At 63.3% G+C, this 14756-nt stretch carries 18 protein-coding genes; 14 read left to right on the forward strand and 4 right to left on the reverse strand.

The window, feature by feature from the left end; all coding sequences use genetic code 11:
* Nucleotides 1–94: 94 nt before the first annotated feature.
* From RMO95_RS13010 to RMO95_RS13025, 4 genes are all read right to left on the reverse strand, one after another.
* On the reverse strand, nucleotides 95–433 hold the full coding sequence (locus tag RMO95_RS13010; RefSeq protein ID WP_310451061.1) for a TusE/DsrC/DsvC family sulfur relay protein: 339 nt from the start codon (nucleotides 431–433) through the stop codon (nucleotides 95–97).
* Nucleotides 434–519: 86 nt separating this feature from the next.
* On the reverse strand, nucleotides 520–1002 hold the full coding sequence (locus RMO95_RS13015) for a sulfurtransferase TusA family protein (protein WP_310451062.1): 483 nt from the start codon (nucleotides 1000–1002) through the stop codon (nucleotides 520–522).
* 25 nt (nucleotides 1003–1027) lie between these two features.
* Nucleotides 1028–1657, reverse strand: coding sequence for a type I-MYXAN CRISPR-associated protein Cas6/Cmx6 (gene cas6, locus RMO95_RS13020; protein ID WP_310451063.1), 630 nt, complete (start codon nucleotides 1655–1657; stop codon nucleotides 1028–1030).
* Nucleotides 1654–1893 (reverse strand): DUF6967 family protein, encoded by a 240-nt coding sequence (locus RMO95_RS13025; protein ID WP_310451064.1) that lies wholly within the window; start codon nucleotides 1891–1893, stop codon nucleotides 1654–1656. The genes cas6 and RMO95_RS13025 overlap by 4 nt, the downstream gene beginning before the upstream one ends.
* 192 nt (nucleotides 1894–2085) lie before the next feature.
* On the opposite strand from RMO95_RS13025, the gene RMO95_RS13030 reads away from it, so the two are divergent.
* The 14 genes from RMO95_RS13030 to RMO95_RS13095 all read left to right on the forward strand — a co-directional run bounded on the left by RMO95_RS13030 (nucleotide 2086) and on the right by RMO95_RS13095 (nucleotide 14739).
* On the forward strand, nucleotides 2086–3393 hold the full coding sequence (locus RMO95_RS13030; protein ID WP_310451065.1) for a sulfite reductase, dissimilatory-type subunit alpha: 1308 nt from the start codon (nucleotides 2086–2088) through the stop codon (nucleotides 3391–3393).
* Between the two features lie 11 nt (nucleotides 3394–3404).
* Nucleotides 3405–4493, forward strand: a complete 1089-nt coding sequence (gene dsrB / locus RMO95_RS13035; protein ID WP_310451066.1) for a dissimilatory-type sulfite reductase subunit beta — start codon at nucleotides 3405–3407, stop codon at nucleotides 4491–4493.
* Between the two features lie 23 nt (nucleotides 4494–4516).
* Complete coding sequence (gene tusD / locus RMO95_RS13040; protein ID WP_310451067.1) at nucleotides 4517–4876, forward strand: sulfurtransferase complex subunit TusD; 360 nt, start codon at nucleotides 4517–4519, stop codon at nucleotides 4874–4876.
* Between the two features lies 1 nt (nucleotide 4877).
* Nucleotides 4878–5249, forward strand: a complete 372-nt coding sequence (tusC, locus tag RMO95_RS13045) for a sulfurtransferase complex subunit TusC (protein WP_310451068.1) — start codon at nucleotides 4878–4880, stop codon at nucleotides 5247–5249.
* A gap of 89 nt (nucleotides 5250–5338) precedes the next feature.
* Nucleotides 5339–5641, forward strand: a complete 303-nt coding sequence (tusB, locus tag RMO95_RS13050; RefSeq protein WP_310451069.1) for a sulfurtransferase complex subunit TusB — start codon at nucleotides 5339–5341, stop codon at nucleotides 5639–5641.
* Between the two features lie 53 nt (nucleotides 5642–5694).
* Nucleotides 5695–6030 (forward strand): TusE/DsrC/DsvC family sulfur relay protein, encoded by a 336-nt coding sequence (locus RMO95_RS13055; RefSeq protein ID WP_310451070.1) that lies wholly within the window; start codon nucleotides 5695–5697, stop codon nucleotides 6028–6030.
* A 133-nt stretch (nucleotides 6031–6163) separates the two neighbouring features.
* The gene (locus RMO95_RS13060) at nucleotides 6164–6889 is read left to right on the forward strand and encodes a respiratory nitrate reductase subunit gamma (RefSeq protein WP_310451071.1); all 726 of its coding nucleotides are present in this window, start codon (nucleotides 6164–6166) and stop codon (nucleotides 6887–6889) included.
* Between the two features lie 114 nt (nucleotides 6890–7003).
* The gene (gene dsrK / locus RMO95_RS13065; RefSeq protein ID WP_310451072.1) at nucleotides 7004–8608 is read left to right on the forward strand and encodes a sulfate reduction electron transfer complex DsrMKJOP subunit DsrK; all 1605 of its coding nucleotides are present in this window, start codon (nucleotides 7004–7006) and stop codon (nucleotides 8606–8608) included.
* A 27-nt stretch (nucleotides 8609–8635) separates the two neighbouring features.
* Nucleotides 8636–10606: an NAD(P)-binding protein gene (locus RMO95_RS13070; protein WP_310451073.1), complete on the forward strand. Its 1971-nt coding sequence runs from the start codon at nucleotides 8636–8638 to the stop codon at nucleotides 10604–10606.
* A gap of 6 nt (nucleotides 10607–10612) precedes the next feature.
* The gene (locus tag RMO95_RS13075; RefSeq protein ID WP_310451074.1) at nucleotides 10613–11005 is read left to right on the forward strand and encodes a hypothetical protein; all 393 of its coding nucleotides are present in this window, start codon (nucleotides 10613–10615) and stop codon (nucleotides 11003–11005) included.
* A complete protein-coding gene (gene dsrO / locus RMO95_RS13080) occupies nucleotides 11002–11763 on the forward strand; it encodes a sulfate reduction electron transfer complex DsrMKJOP subunit DsrO (RefSeq protein WP_310451075.1) in 762 nt (253 codons plus the stop codon). The genes RMO95_RS13075 and dsrO overlap by 4 nt, the downstream gene beginning before the upstream one ends.
* A 2-nt stretch (nucleotides 11764–11765) precedes the next feature.
* On the forward strand, nucleotides 11766–12965 hold the full coding sequence (gene nrfD, locus RMO95_RS13085) for an NrfD/PsrC family molybdoenzyme membrane anchor subunit (protein ID WP_310451076.1): 1200 nt from the start codon (nucleotides 11766–11768) through the stop codon (nucleotides 12963–12965).
* Nucleotides 12962–14410 (forward strand): cobyrinate a,c-diamide synthase, encoded by a 1449-nt coding sequence (locus RMO95_RS13090; RefSeq protein WP_310451077.1) that lies wholly within the window; start codon nucleotides 12962–12964, stop codon nucleotides 14408–14410. Before nrfD ends, RMO95_RS13090 begins: the two co-directional genes overlap by 4 nt.
* Nucleotides 14398–14739 (forward strand): iron-sulfur cluster biosynthesis family protein, encoded by a 342-nt coding sequence (locus tag RMO95_RS13095; protein ID WP_310451078.1) that lies wholly within the window; start codon nucleotides 14398–14400, stop codon nucleotides 14737–14739. Before RMO95_RS13090 ends, RMO95_RS13095 begins: the two co-directional genes overlap by 13 nt.
* Nucleotides 14740–14756: the final 17 nt, after the last annotated feature.

Genomic DNA, 14756 nt, shown 5'->3' on the forward strand with positions numbered 1-14756 from the left:
GCGCAGCGAGCCGACTGGTTACCCCCGCCCCGGGGCGGGGGCCAGGGGGTGGGGGGCGATTAATTGGCCATGCCGAAGGCAAGGAAGGCTATTTTCAATAGCCTCCCTTGCCGAGAGGCATGGGCAGACCACCGACCTTGCAGCCTTCCTTGGCCGCACCGCCGTCAGGGAAGAGTTCGAACAACAGCGCACTATCGGCCTCGGGCATGTCGCCTTCTTCCTGCAGGCCCTTGATCAGGTTGCGCATGTTCGGCGTATGGCCGTCTTCCTTGTATTTCTCGCGCAGGAAATTGACGACCTTCCAGTGCTGGTCGGTCATCGTGATGCCGCAGGCGGCGGCGATCACTTGCACCGCTTCCTCGCTGAAATCGGGCTCCAGCAGGTAGCCGTATTCGTTGACTTCCTTCTCGACGCCGTTGATGGTGTAGCTCATAAGGTCTCCTCTCTGAGTTAGTCACCCCTATCCTTGGGAAAGGGGCTGGGGGATGGGTCAATCAAAAATCGATTTAAAGCAGGCCTTCAAGCCTTGCGCAGATAAAACTCGTGCACGCCGCGCCCGGATTCATGTGTAAAAACCAGATTGGCGGCGCCGGCCTTGGCCCAGGACGTGATGTCGTCGGCCGAGCCGGGGCAATCGCTGATCAGTTGCAGCACCTCGCCCGGCTGCATGCCGTCGAGCAGCTTCTTGGCCTGCACGATGGGGCCGGGGCAGGACACGCCGCGCATGTCCAGGGTGACATGGGCAACCGGCGTGGCATTGGCGCCGCCGGCGCGCTGGATCATGTAGGCACTCTTGTGGCCGTCGAGCTTTTCGGTGCCGAGCACGACATTGCCGGTGACCTTGGCCCAGGAGAACAGGTCGTCGGCGGTGCCCGGACAATCGGAAATCAGACGCAGCGTCTGTCCGGGCTGCAGGTCGTCGATTAGTTTCTTGGCGCCCAGGAGCGGTGCCGGACAGGGCAGGCCGCATACATCGAGCGTCACGGTGGCAACTTCGGACATCAGGGTTCTCCTCGTTCGATTGGGGTCAGTTGCCGACGGCAACGACCGATTTATGTGGAATAAATAAACCGCAGCCGAGCGCGCGATGCCCGCCCAGGCCGATTTCCTGCATGGCCAGCGATTCCGCGGCAGCCAGGCCATGCAACATCAGGCTGAAACCACGCACCGGACCTTGCGCCGTGCGCAGCTCGTGCGCCTTGCCGGTAATCAGTTGCGGCTGCAGGCTGCGCCCGGCCAGCAGCGACTTACAACGCGCGAGAAACTCGATCTCGTCGTCGGCGCCGACGCTGACCAGATGCGAGTAGACGACCCCACGCGCCGGCAGCAGCGGCCGGACGCTGCCCGCACCTACGGTCAGCACCGCGCCATCGAGGTCGAGCCGGGTGCCGGCCAGAAAGTTGGCGCTGGCGCTACGGTGAATCGGCATGCGCAAGACCAGTCGGCTGCGACGGCCGACGAAACACACGCCATTGTTGCCGTGCGCCAACCCGGACAGCGGCAGGATGCCGGCTTCGGCTTCCTCGTCGAACCAGGGCAGGGCACGCCGTACCGCCCGCGCCAAAGCCTCGGCATGGTCGTCGGCGAATGTTCCCTCTTCGAGCGAGAACACCACGTCGACCATCACGGCCGAAGCCTCGTCCGGCGAATAGTTCACTCGCCCTCCTTGTCCACGTCGGCCCCACCCGGCTGCGTCGCGGCCCAGGCGCAGAGCACCTTGCCCCAGCGGGCGGCGGTGGCGGGATCGATGTCGAAAATGGTGAAGCGGCTGCGCTCGCGAATCCGCGTGCGCAGCAGCGGCATGCCGCCGGCCTCGAAGATGAACTGCTGCAGTTCGATCTCCTGGTTGCCGATGGGCACACGGAACTTGTCGAGCGAGGTGACGGTATCCAATGGGTTTCCTATGACTCTATGGGGGCGGACTATGGCACCAGCGACGGGTCAACAGCCATCACCGGATGGGAGTGCAAGCATATAACCCTTTGGGGTAGGTCGAATTACCTGCCGGGAGTATGGTTTGTGCACCGCACAGACTCCTAACATCGCTCCATCGAGTTACCCCCCCCGACAACGAGGAGACAAACCATGGCCAAGCCCATGCACCCAACACCGAATCTGGATCAACTGGAAAGCGGCCCCTGGCCGAGCTTTGTCACCGGCCTGAAGCGCCTGGCCAAGGACAAGGACTACGTGGTCGACATTCTCGGCCATCTGGAACATTCTTACCAGACCCGCAAGGGCTACTGGAAGGGCGGCACGGTCGGCGTGCGCGGTTACGGCGGCGGCATCATTCCGCGCTTCACCGAGATCAAGGACGAAAACGGCCAGCCGGTATTCAAGGATGCCGCCGAGTTCCACACCATTCGCGTCATGCCGCCTCCCGGCATGCACTACAACACCGCGACGCTGCGCCAGTTCTGCGACATCTGGGAAAAGCACGGCTCCGGCCTGATCGCGCTGCACGGCCAGTCGGGCGACATCATGTTCCAGGGCGCCACCACGGAAAACGTGCAGAAGGCCTTCGACGAAATCAACGACATGGGCTTCGACCTCGGCGGCGCCGGCCCGGCCGTGCGCACCTCGATGTCCTGCGTCGGCGCGGCGCGCTGCGAGCAGTCGTGCTACGACGAAGCCAAGGCTCACCGCGAAGTGCTGAATACCTTCCTCGACGACATCCATCGTCCGGCCCTGCCCTACAAGTTCAAGTTCAAGTTCTCCGGCTGCCCCAACGACTGCATGAATTCCATCCAGCGTTCGGACATGGCCGTGATCGGCACCTGGCGCGACAATATCCGCACCGACGAGGCGCTGGCCAAGAAGTGGTTCGCCAAGCACGGCATGAACGAACTGGTGAACGACGTCGTTGCCCGCTGCCCGACCAAGGCGATCCAGATCAAGGAAATCAAGGACGTCCGCGGGTCTGCCACCGGTGACAGCCACTTCTCCAGCGTCGCCATCAACGACGCCCAGGCTCTGGAAATCGACAACAAGGATTGCGTGCGCTGCATGCACTGCATCAACGTCATGACCGGGGCACTCGCCACCGGCGTGGACAAGGGCGCGACGATCCTGGTCGGCGGCAAGCGCACGCTGAAGATCGGCGACCTGATGGGCACAGTGGTGATCCCCTTCATGCCGCTGCAGAAGGACGAGGATTACGAGAAGCTGACCGAACTGGGTCAGAAGATCATCGACTTCTTCGCCGAAAACGCACTGGAGCATGAGCGCACCGGCGAAATGATCGAACGCATCGGCCTGGTCAATTTCCTCGAAGGCATCGAAGTCGAAATCGACGCCAACATGGTTTCGACGCCGCGCATGAATCCCTATGTCAATACCGTTGGCTGGGACGAGGAAGTCGCCCGCATCAACGCCAAAAAAGCTGCCGCCTGAGGAGATCGAGCATGAACGCACCTACCCCACCCGCCCCGCTGCGCAAGGCCATCGAATGCGGCGTGCCGGACAACAAGCCGCATCTGCACCCGACCATGCTGAAAAACTACGGCAACTGGAAATATCATGACCGGCCCCGTCCCGGCGTGCTGCACCATGTGTCGCATACCGGCGATGAAATCTGGACCGTACGCGCCGGCACCCAGCGCCAGATGGACGTATGGACCATCCGCAAGCTGTGCGACATCGCCGACCAGTTCGCCGAAGGTTTCGTCCGCTTCACCATCCGCTCCAACATCGAGTTCATGGTCGCCGACCAGAAGAAGGTCGATCCGATGATCGCCGAACTCGAAAAGAACGGTTTCCCGGTCGGCGGCACCGGCAACTCCGTCTCGATGGTGTCCCACACCCAAGGCTGGCTGCACTGCGACATCCCCGGCACCGATGCCTCCGGCGTGGTCAAGTCGATGATGGACGAGCTGTACAACGAGTTCAAGCACGAGGAAATGCCCAACCGCGTGCATATGTCCACCTCCTGCTGCGAGATCAACTGCGGCGGCCAGGCCGACATCGCAGTCATCATCCAGCACACCAAGCCGCCCAAGATCAATCACGACCTGGTCGCCAACGTCTGCGAGCGCCCGACCGTGGTCGCCCGCTGCCCGGTCGCCGCGATCCGTCCGGCGCTGGTCAATGGCAAGCCCTCGCTCGAAGTCGATGAAAAGAAGTGCATCTGCTGCGGCGCCTGCTATCCCCCCTGCCCGCCGATGCAAATCAACGATCCGGAACATTCCAAGCTGGCGATCTGGGTCGGGGGCAAGAACTCCAATGCACGCGGCAAGCCCACCTTCATGAAGATGGTCGCTTCCGGCCTGCCCAACAACGCCCCGCGCTGGCCCGAAGTCAACGCCGTGGTGGGCAACATCCTGCGCACCTACAAGGCCGATGCCCGTCCCTGGGAACGCCTGTCGGACTGGATCGACCGCATCGGCTGGCCGCGTTTCTTCGAGAAGACCGGCCTGCCCTTCACCAAGTACCTGATTGATGACTGGCGTGGTTCGCGCGCCAATCTCAACGCTTCGACCCACATCCGCTTCTGAGCGCATTCCAGGAAAACCAGCTCATGCTAATTGCAGTCACCATCAACGAAGGACCCTACCAGCACCAGGCCAGCGACTCGGCTTACCTGTTCTGCCGGGCCGCGCTGGAGAAGGGCCACGAGATTCGTCGTGTGTTCTTCTACAACGACGGCGTGAACAACGCCTCCTCGCTGACCGAGCCGCCGCTGGACGATCGCAACATCGTCACGCGCTGGTCCAAGCTCGCCGAAGAACACAAGCTCGACCTCGTGGTCTGCGTTGCCGCCGCCCTGCGGCGCGGCATTCGCGACGAGAACCTGGCACCGGGCTTCCGCATTTCGGGACTCGGCCAACTGGTCGAAGCCGGCATCGAGGCCGACCGCCTCGTGACGTTTGGAGACTGACATGAGCGAAGGCACCATCAAGAAGTTCATGTTCGTCAATCGCAAGGCCCCCTACGGCACCATCTACGCGCTCGAATCGCTGGAAGTGGTGCTGATCACGGCGGCCTTCGACCAGGACGTCAGCCTCGTCTTCATGGACGACGGCGTGTTCCAGCTGAAGAAGGGCCAGCAGACCAAGGGCATCGAGAACAAGAATTTCTCGCCGACCTACCGCGCGCTGGACGGCTACGACATCGAGAAGCTCTATGTCGAAGCCGAAGCCCTGGCCGCCCGCGGCCTGACCGAAGACGACCTGCTGGTCGACGTCTCCGTCATGTCGCGCGCCGAACTGGGCAAGCTCATGGACGAGATGGACGTCGTCCTCAGCTTCTAAGGGAGAAACAATATGTACCCCCACGCTCACATTCGTTCGCTGCCCCCCGAGGGGGCGCATGCCTCCCTCGGGACGGCCCTTCAGGAGGCATGATGTTGCACATCGTCAATAAATCGTCGCTGGAACGCAATGCGCTGGAATCCTGCCTGCGGGTTGTACAAGAGGGCGGCGCCATTCTGCTGATCGAGGATGCCGTGTATGCCGCCACCCGCGGCAATGCGGCCGAAAACCACCTGCGCGATGCGCTGTCGCGCTTCAAGGTCTATGCCCTCGCGCCGGATCTCGAAGCGCGCGGCATGGGCGACCGCGTCATGGCAGGCGTCACCACCGTGGATTACGGTGGCTTCGTCGACCTGGTCGCAGAGCACAAGAACTGCCAATCCTGGCTGTAATGCATACGCTGTAACCGAGACATTCACACCCCATATTTTTCAAGGAGACATTCATGTCCAGCATCGAAGTCAGCGGCAAGTCCTACGAAACCGACGAAGAAGGCTATCTGGTCAACCTCGCCGAATGGAACGAGGACGTCGGCACCTATCTGGCGCAGACCGAAAACGTTGAAATGACCGACCAGCACTGGGAAGTCATCAATTTCCTGCGCGACTACTACAACGAGTTCCAGATCGCCCCGGCCGTGCGCGTGCTGACCAAGGCCATCGGCAAGAAGCTCGGTCCGGACAAGGGCACCAGCCAGTACCTGTACGACCTGTTCCCCTACGGTCCCGCCAAGCAGGCTTGCAAGATCGCCGGCCTGCCGAAGCCGACCGGCTGCGTCTGAAGACTGGCGCGAACTGGTTCGCGATCGATTGGTGTAGGCGTCGGACTATGGTCCTCCTTGAGCCTCCGGCGCCTCTTTTTTTCCCTTTCATCCTGCGTCACCCGCATTCCTTGACCTGAGCATTTTCCGACCGATGAATCTACTCTTCGCCCTGCTGTTCTACGTTGCCACGCTGATCCTGGTGGGCGGCATCGCGTACAGGGTTTACGAGTACGCGCAGGCCCCGGCGCCGCTGAAGATTCCTACCACGCCGGCACCGACCACGACAGGCGGGGTGGTCTTCCGCATGTTCCGCGAAGTGGTGTTTTTTGAAAGCCTGTTCAAGTCCAACCTGTGGATCTGGGCTCTAGGCTGGCTGTTCCATGTCGGCCTCGCGCTGGTGCTGCTGCGCCATCTGCGCTATTTCACCGAACCGGTGAATTTCATCATCGCCTTCATCCAGCCCTTCGGCATGTATGCCGGCTTCGCCATGGCCGCCGGCCTGGCCGGGCTCTGGGCGCGACGTTTCCTGGTCGAACGCATCCGCTACATCTCGACCCCTTCCGATCATTTGATGCTGGCCCTGCTGCTCGGCATCGCCGTCACCGGCCTGCTGATGAAATTCGTCATGCATACCGACATCGTCGCCGTGAAAACCTTCTTCCTCGGCCTGATGGTGTTCGAAATCAATCCGCTGCCGGCCCACCCCGGTCTCTACCTGCACCTGGGCATGGTCGTGCTGCTGATGATCATCTTCCCGGTCAGCAAACTGCTGCACGCCCCCGGCCTGTTCTTCTCGCCGACCCGCAACCAGGTCGACAACCCGCGCGAAACGCGCCATCTGGCACCCTGGGCGGCGCAACTGGAGAGAAAGGCATGAGAACCATTAGCCACAGAGGACACAGAGATCACAGAGAAAACCCTGGATCGCTGGAAGCATGTGCGCCTTTCGCTGTGTCCTCTGTGTCCTCTGTGGCTAAAAGGTTTTTGACCCATGTCTGATACCCCTACCGCCGTAGCGCCAGCGCCAACTCCTGCGCCTGCAGCCAAACCGGCTGGAAAGCCCGCCGAAAAGGCCAAGGTGGTCGCCCCGGCCTTCCGCGAGTACCCGACCATTCCGGCCCTGAAGATCGACTCGATGGTCGAGTCCAACCCCTATGTTTCAGCCGCCGTGCATAACGAATCGGTCGGCTTCCCGGGCACCCTGGTCGATGGCTGGGAACAGAAGGCCGTCGCCAAGATGGGCGAACTGCTCGGCAAGTACCGCTCGCTGCGCGTGTATATGGATGCCTGCGTGCACTGCGGCGCCTGCACCGACAAGTGCCACTATTTCATCGGCACCGGCGATCCGAAGAACATGCCGGTGGCGCGCCAGGATCTGATGCGCTCGGTGTATCGCCGCTATTACACCCTGCCCGGCAAGCTGTTTCCCAAGCTGGTCGGCGCCCGCGACATGACCAAGGACGTGCTCGACGACTGGTTCCGCTACTACAACCAGTGTTCCGAGTGCCGCCGCTGCTCGGTGTTCTGCCCCTACGGCATCGACACCGCCGAAGTGACCATGGCGGCCAAGGAGATCATGCACAGCGTCGGCCTCGGCCACAAGTACGTGAACGAGATCATCGGCAAGGTGCATAAGATCGGCAACAACCTCGGCCTGCCCGGCCCGGCGCTGGAAAACACGCTGGAAGGTTTGGAAGAGGACGTGCTGGAAGACACCGGCGCGGCGGTCAAATATCCGCTCGACGTCAAGGGCGCCGAAGTCCTGCTGGTCACGCCCTCGGCCGACTTCTTCGCCGAGCCGCACGTCGATAGCCTGATCGGCTACGGCAAGGTGTTCCACGCCGCCGGCATTTCCTGGACGCTCTCAAGCAAGGCCTCGGAAGCCGGCAACTTCGGCATGTTCATCGGCAGCTACGAGCAGATGCAGAAGATCGCCATGCGCGTGCGCGAAGCCGCGCTGGAACTCGGCGTCAAGCGCATCGTGGTCGGCGAATGCGGCCACGCCTGGCGCGTCGCCTACGCCTTCTGGAACACCCTGACCGGCATCGGCGCCGGCGCCAACGATCCTTTCGCGATCCAGTTGCAAAAGCAGCTCGATCCGAACTACAAGCAGCCCTCGCACATCTGCGAAGTGACCTGGGACCTGATCCAGGCCGGGCGCCTGAAGTTCAATAAGGAAGCCAACGATCACCGCATCGTCACCTTCCACGATTCCTGCAACGTCGCGCGCGGCTCGCGCATGGGCGATTACGCCGGCGGCCAGTTCGACATCCCACGCAACATCATCCGCGCCGTCGCCAACCACTATGTCGACATGTCGGAAGGCACCACGCGCGAAAAGACCTTCTGCTGCGGCGGTGGCGGCGGTCTATTGACCGACGAACTGCTCGACCTGCGAGTCAAGGGCGCGCTGCCGCGCATGGAAGCGCTGAACGAGATCGTGCAGAACAACGGCGTCAATTTCATGGCCACCATCTGCGCCATCTGCAAGGCCCAATTCACCAAGGTGCTGCCCTACTACGGCTTCAAGATGAGCATGGTCGGCGGCGTGCATCAACTGGTCAGTACCGCGATCGTGCTCAACAACGAGCAATGACGAACAAGACTTATTCGGAGACCCCTTATGTCCGCCACGCCTGAAACACGCACCGAGAAACTGACTTTCCGCCGCTACAAGGAAGGCGATACCAAGGTCAAACGTTGGCAGGAGCAGATCTTCCAGGCCAGCTACTCCTACAAGTGCCCGACCTACGTCCAGTCGACGCCGCCCTGCCAGGGTTCCTGCCCGTCCGGCGAGGACATCCGCGGCTACCTGAATATCGTGCGCGGCATCGAGAAGCCCCCGGTCGGCGCCGACGGCAAGCCCAGCATGACCTGGCAGGAATACGCCTGGCGCCGCCTGACCGAAGCCAATCCGCTGCCCGCGGTGATGGGCCGCGTCTGCCCGGCGCCCTGCGAAACCGGCTGCAACCGCAACCAGGTCGAAGACCACGTCGGCATCAACTCGGTCGAGCACTATCTCGGTGACTGGGCGATCCAGAACAATCTGAAGTTCAAGGCACCCGAACACAAGACCGGCAAGAAGGTCGCCATCATCGGCGGCGGCCCGGCCGGCCTCTCCGCGGCCTACCATCTGACGCTCAAGGGCCACAGCTGCACCATATTCGACGAGCATGAATTCCTCGGCGGCATGATGCGCTACGGCATTCCCGGCTACCGCACGCCGCGCGACACGCTCGATGCCGAAATCCAGCGCATCCTCGACCTCGGCGTCGACGTGCACCTGAAGACCCGCATCGGCACCGACGTCACCCTGGAACAACTGCGCGCCAGCTACGACGCGATCTTCCTCGGCCTCGGCGCCCAGGCCGGCCGCGCCCTGCCGCTGCCCGGCGATCCGGCAGACCATGCCGCGCCGAACGTGGTGACCGCCACCTCCTTCCTCAAGGCCTTCAACGACGGCCGCCTGAAGACCGTCGGCCACCGCGTGGTGGTGGTAGGCGGCGGCGACACCTCGATGGACGTCGCCACCGTGGCGCGTCGCCTCGGCCACATCGAAAAGGTCAATCCGACGGATTTCGAAGGCGCCATCGCCGGCCACATGGCCCAGGACGTCGCCGACATTTCCCTGCGCCAGGGCGCTGAAGTGACGCTGACCTCCGTCTATATGACCGCCAGCCAGCCGGAAATCGACCACGCCCAGGCCGAAGGCATCACCATCATGGGCGGCTGGATGCCGATCGGCGTGGTCAAGGGCGCGGACGGCCGCGCCACCGCGCTGCGCGTCATGCAGTGCGAAGCCAAGATGATTTCCGGCCGCCTCGACATCAAGAAGATCGAAGGCACGGAAAAGGAACTGCCGGCCGACCTGATCGTTTCCGCCATCGGCCAGGCCGTAGATTTCACCGGCATCGAGGAATTCAACGCCGGCAAGGGCATGGTCGCGGCCGACAAGAACTACCAGGTGTCCGGCAAGCCGGGCGTGTTCGCCGGCGGCGACGTGATCCGCCCCCACCTGCTGACCACCGCCGTGGGCCATGGCGCAATTGCCGCCGACGGCATCGACCAGTTCCTCGCCGGCCAGGAAATGGTGCGCCGGCCCAAGATCGACGTGCATGCCTTCGACCTGATGCGCAAGTACGTCGAGAAGGGCATCCAGTTCGGCGAGGTCAAGGGCGCCACGCTCGGTACCGACAAGAGCAAGGAAGTGGTGCACAACTATGAGAACCGTTCCGAGCGCTACGTGATTCCGCACGACCAGCTGTTCCTCGGTCACTTCCAATACACCGATCGCAACAAGCGCCACATCACGCACCTGAACAAGGATTCGGCGCTGGGCAACTTCGACGAGCGCATCGATGCGCTGACCGAAGCGCAAGTCGTCGCCGAGGCCAAGCGCTGCATGAGCTGCGGCCAGTGCTTCGAGTGCGACAACTGCGTCGTGTATTGCCCGCAGACCGCCGTGTACAAGGTCAAGAAGACCGAGACCATGACCGGCCGCTACGTCGCCACCGACTACGACAAGTGCATCGGCTGCCACATCTGTGCCGATGTCTGCCCGACGGGTTATATTCAAATGGGTTTAGGTGAATAAGCTGCCATGAAGCTGCTGCGCCTCCTCGTCACCGCTGTCACGGCTTTTGTCGCCGTGTCGCCAGCGCCGACTCTTGCCGGCGAAGGTGGCCGCACGGCCAAGCCGGTGATAACGATCGCCAACCCCGGCAAGTGCGTGGCGCCGGCCGAGGAGATGCGCCGCAACCACATGGAAATGCTCAAGCACCAGCGCGACCGCACCTTGCGCGCCGGTATCCGTGGCGAGCCGGCCTCGCTCAACGCTTGCATCGAGTGCCATGCCAGCCAGAAAACCGGTTCGGTGCTGGGCGGCAAGGAAAACTTCTGCGAAAGCTGCCACAGCTACGTCGCGGTGAAGCTCGACTGCTTCGAGTGCCACCAGCCCAAGGCCAAATTCAAGGCCGCAGGATTGAAGCCATGAATACCCCCGACAACAATCCGCGTCGCAAATTCATCGCCGCCGCCGGCGCCGGCGTTGCCGGCCTCGGCTTCACGGTGATCGCCCCCGGGCTGCACCTGATGGCTGTCGGTGAAGCTGTAGCCGCCACCGAAGCGCGCAAGGCCGGCACCGCCGCCTCGCCCGCCGTACGCTGGGGCCTGCTGATCGACGCCAACAAGTGCGCGCCGGGCTGCACCAAGTGCATCGATGCCTGCCACACCGAAAACGGCGTCAGCGAGAAGCTGCCCGATCCGCGCCAGAACTCGCAATGGATACGCAAGATCGAACTGGTCGATCGCCGCGACGGCCGCGTCACGCAACTTCCCATGATGTGCCAGCACTGCGCCGAGCCGCCCTGCGTCGACGTCTGCCCCACCGGCGCCTCGATGAAGCGCGCCGACGGCATCGTGCTGGTCGATCGTCACACCTGCATCGGCTGCCGCTACTGCATGATGGCTTGTCCGTTCAAGGCGCGCTCCTTCGTCCATGCGCCGCTGACCGAGCAGAACCCCGAAGTTCCGCGCGGCCAGGGCTGCGTCGAATCCTGCACGCTCTGCGTGCATCGCGTGGACAAGGGCCAGACCCCGGCCTGCGTCGAATCCTGTCCGACGGGCGCAATGACCTTCGGCGACCTCAACGACCCCGCCAGCGATATTGCCAAGCGCATCGCCAGCGTGCCGACCACGCAAGTTCGTAGCGACCTGCGCCTGAATCAAGGCGTGCGCTACCAGGGAATCTGACCATGGCCATCCTCAATCCCCGCCACGAAGAAGGCTTCTTCTACCTGCTGGCCGGCATCGGCGGCTTGGTGTCGGCGATCGGCTTCGCCGCCGCGCTCTACATGGAACATTCGGGCCATGTCGTGACCGGCATGAACAACCAGATCGTCTGGGGCCTGCCCCACGTCATTGCCATCTTCCTGATCATCGCCGCCTCCGGCGTGCTCAACGTCGCTTCGATGGGCTCGGTCTTCGGCCGCGTGCTCTACAAGCCTCGCGCGCCGCTGTCCGGCCTGCTCGCCATCGCCATGCTGAGCGGCGGCCTGTTCGTCATCATGCTCGACCTCGGCCGCGCCGACCGGCTGATCGTCGCCGCGACGCACTTCAATCCGACCTCGGTGTTCGGCTGGAACGTGATCCTCTACCCGGTGTTCTACGCCCTGGTCGGGGTCTATCTGTGGACCATGATGGAACGCCGCATGAACCCCTATTCGAAGGCAGCCGGCCTGGCGACCTTTGTCTGGCGTGTCGTGCTGACCAGCGGCACCGGCTCCATCTTCGCCTTCCTGGTCGCCCGCCAGGCCTACGGCAGTGCCCTGCTGGCGCCGATGTTCATCATCATGTCCTTCTCCTGGGGCTTGGCCGTGTTCCTCGTGGTGCAAACCACGATGTATGCCTGGAACAACATGAGCCTGCCGCCGCTGATCCAGAAGCGCATGAAGAACCTGCTGGCCACGTTCGTCGCCGCCGTGCTGTATTTCACCTTCATGCTGCACCTGGTCAACGCCTATTTCGCCAAGAACATCGCCTTCGAATATTTCATCCTGTTCGACAGCGAGTTCGCCAGCCAGTTCTGGATCGGCCAGGTGCTGCTCGGCAGCCTGCTGCCGCTGGTCCTGCTGTTCAGCCCGAGTACCCGCGACAAGGTGCTGTGGGTCAATGTCGCGGCCCTGCTGGTGATCCTCGGCGCCTACTTCCAGCTCTATGTCTTCATCATCGGCGGCCAGGCCTTCCCGCTGGAGATATTCCCCGGCTACGACGTCAAGAGCAGTTTCATGGATGGTGCGGTCGATCATTACAGCGCCAGCCTGCCGGAAGTCCTGCTCGCCGTCGGCGGTCTGGCCATCGCCTTCACCATGACCACGATCGGCGTGCGCATCCTGCACTTCCTGCCGCAGGACGACCTGGCCGAACTCGAAGCGGCGTCCGGCATCACGGATTGATTTCGCAGTACGGCCAGCGCGCCATGCATCGCTTCCTGATTTCAGCCGCGCACAAGTCCTCGGGCAAGACCACCATCAGCATCGGCCTGGCGGCGGCACTGAGCTCCGGCAAGCACGGTCAGCCCGTGCGCTCCGTGCAGCCCTTCAAGAAGGGGCCGGACTACATCGATCCACTCTGGCTTTCGGTTGCCGCCGGCCGTCCCTGCTACAACCTGGACTTCTTCATTTCGCCCGATGCCGAGCTGAAGGAGCAGTTCGCCCGCCACGGCCATGACGCCGAAGTCTGCCTGGTCGAAGGCAACAAGGGGCTCTACGACGGGCTCGACTTGCAGGGCTCCAACAGCAATGCCGCGCTGGCGCGCCTGCTCGACCTGCCGGTGGTGCTGGTGCTCGATGCGCGCGGCATGACGCGCGGCATCGCGCCGCTGATCCTCGGCTACCAGGCCTTCGACCGCAACATCCGCATCGCCGGCGTGATCCTCAACCGCCTCGGCGGCCGCCGTCATGAAGCCAAGCTGCGCGCTGTGATCGAGCATTACACCGACGTCCCGGTGATCGGCGCGGTGCAGGAAGACGCCGAACTGGCGCTGGTCGAACGCCATCTGGGCCTGATGCCGGCGAACGAAACCGCCGAGGCCGAACGCCACATCGCCGCCATCGGCGAGCGCATCGCCGACCAGGTCGACCTCGGCCGCCTGCTCGCCATCAGCCATACCGACACGGCCCTGGCGGCACCCGCGCTGCCGGCACCGAGTCGCGAGAAGCCGGTGCGCATCGCCATCGCCCGCGACGCCGCCTTCGGCTTCTATTACGCCGACGACCTCGATGCGCTGGCCGCGGCCGGTGCGCAGACCGTGTATTTCGATACCCTGAAGGACGCCAAACTGCCGCCCTGCGACGGCCTCTTGATCGGCGGCGGCTTTCCCGAATGCTTCCTCGACGGACTGGAAGCCAACGCCGCGCTGCGTGCCGACATCCGCCGCGCCATCGCAGGCGGCCTGCCCACCTACGCCGAATGCGGCGGCCTGATGTATCTGGCGCGCAGCATCGAATGGCAAGGGCGGCGCGCCGAAATGGTCGGCGTGATCCCCGGCGACATCCAGATGCATGCCAAACCCGTGGGCCGCGGCTACGTGATCCTCGAAGCCAACGCCGAGCACCCCTGGCGCCAGGCCGCGATGGGCGTTGCGTCGGCCCCGCTGCATGCCCACGAATTCCACTATTCGAGCCTCGACGGCCTGCCCGCCGACACCCGTTACGCCTACACGGTGCGCCGCGGCTATGGTGTCGATGGCAAGCACGACGGCGTGCTGCTGCACCGCCTGCTCGCCTCCTACACCCATCTGCGCGCCACCACCGGCTGCGACTGGCCGGCGAAGTTCGTCCAGCACGTGCGCGCCTGCCTCACTACCGATACCAAGGAAGCCATCCCATGTTCACCCTGACCCCTCTCGCTGCCGAACAAATCGCGCGCGCCGCCGCCGAACAAGCCGAGAGCAAGCCGATGCTGCGCGTGGCCGCCAAGCACGACGCAGACGATGGCGAACTGGTCTATGGCATGGGCTTCGACGAGGAACGCGAAGACGACCTGGTGCTAGACGCCGGCGGCGGCGTCATGATCCTGATCTCGCCACCCAGCCAGCCCCTGCTGGAGAACACCACGCTGGATTTCACCGAGGTACAGCCGGGAGAATTCCAGTTCATTTTTCGCGGCGGCTGCAGCAGCCCGAAACCCAAGAGCGGCTGCGGAAGTTGCGGTGGCGGTTGTTCCTGATCAAGCAACAGGCGCAA

It is taken from the genome of Sulfuritalea sp. (assembly GCF_031426875.1).
GTDB lineage: Bacteria > Pseudomonadota > Gammaproteobacteria > Burkholderiales > Rhodocyclaceae > Sulfuritalea.

Bases quoted from the DNA above. Each gene is read 5' to 3' on its own strand.
- RMO95_RS13010 (WP_310451061.1), bottom strand. From the start codon at position 433: ATGAGCTACACCATCAACGGCGTCGAGAAGGAAGTCAACGAATACGGC.
- RMO95_RS13015 (WP_310451062.1), bottom strand. From the start codon at position 1,002: ATGTCCGAAGTTGCCACCGTGACGCTCGATGTATGCGGCCTGCCCTGT.
- RMO95_RS13030 (WP_310451065.1), top strand. From the start codon at position 2,086: ATGGCCAAGCCCATGCACCCAACACCGAATCTGGATCAACTGGAAAGC.
- dsrB (WP_310451066.1), top strand. From the start codon at position 3,405: ATGAACGCACCTACCCCACCCGCCCCGCTGCGCAAGGCCATCGAATGC.
- tusD (WP_310451067.1), top strand. From the start codon at position 4,517: ATGCTAATTGCAGTCACCATCAACGAAGGACCCTACCAGCACCAGGCC.
- tusC (WP_310451068.1), top strand. From the start codon at position 4,878: ATGAGCGAAGGCACCATCAAGAAGTTCATGTTCGTCAATCGCAAGGCC.
- tusB (WP_310451069.1), top strand. From the start codon at position 5,339: ATGATGTTGCACATCGTCAATAAATCGTCGCTGGAACGCAATGCGCTG.
- RMO95_RS13055 (WP_310451070.1), top strand. From the start codon at position 5,695: ATGTCCAGCATCGAAGTCAGCGGCAAGTCCTACGAAACCGACGAAGAA.
- RMO95_RS13060 (WP_310451071.1), top strand. From the start codon at position 6,164: ATGAATCTACTCTTCGCCCTGCTGTTCTACGTTGCCACGCTGATCCTG.
- dsrK (WP_310451072.1), top strand. From the start codon at position 7,004: ATGTCTGATACCCCTACCGCCGTAGCGCCAGCGCCAACTCCTGCGCCT.
- RMO95_RS13070 (WP_310451073.1), top strand. From the start codon at position 8,636: ATGTCCGCCACGCCTGAAACACGCACCGAGAAACTGACTTTCCGCCGC.
- RMO95_RS13075 (WP_310451074.1), top strand. From the start codon at position 10,613: ATGAAGCTGCTGCGCCTCCTCGTCACCGCTGTCACGGCTTTTGTCGCC.
- dsrO (WP_310451075.1), top strand. From the start codon at position 11,002: ATGAATACCCCCGACAACAATCCGCGTCGCAAATTCATCGCCGCCGCC.
- nrfD (WP_310451076.1), top strand. From the start codon at position 11,766: ATGGCCATCCTCAATCCCCGCCACGAAGAAGGCTTCTTCTACCTGCTG.
- RMO95_RS13095 (WP_310451078.1), top strand. From the start codon at position 14,398: ATGTTCACCCTGACCCCTCTCGCTGCCGAACAAATCGCGCGCGCCGCC.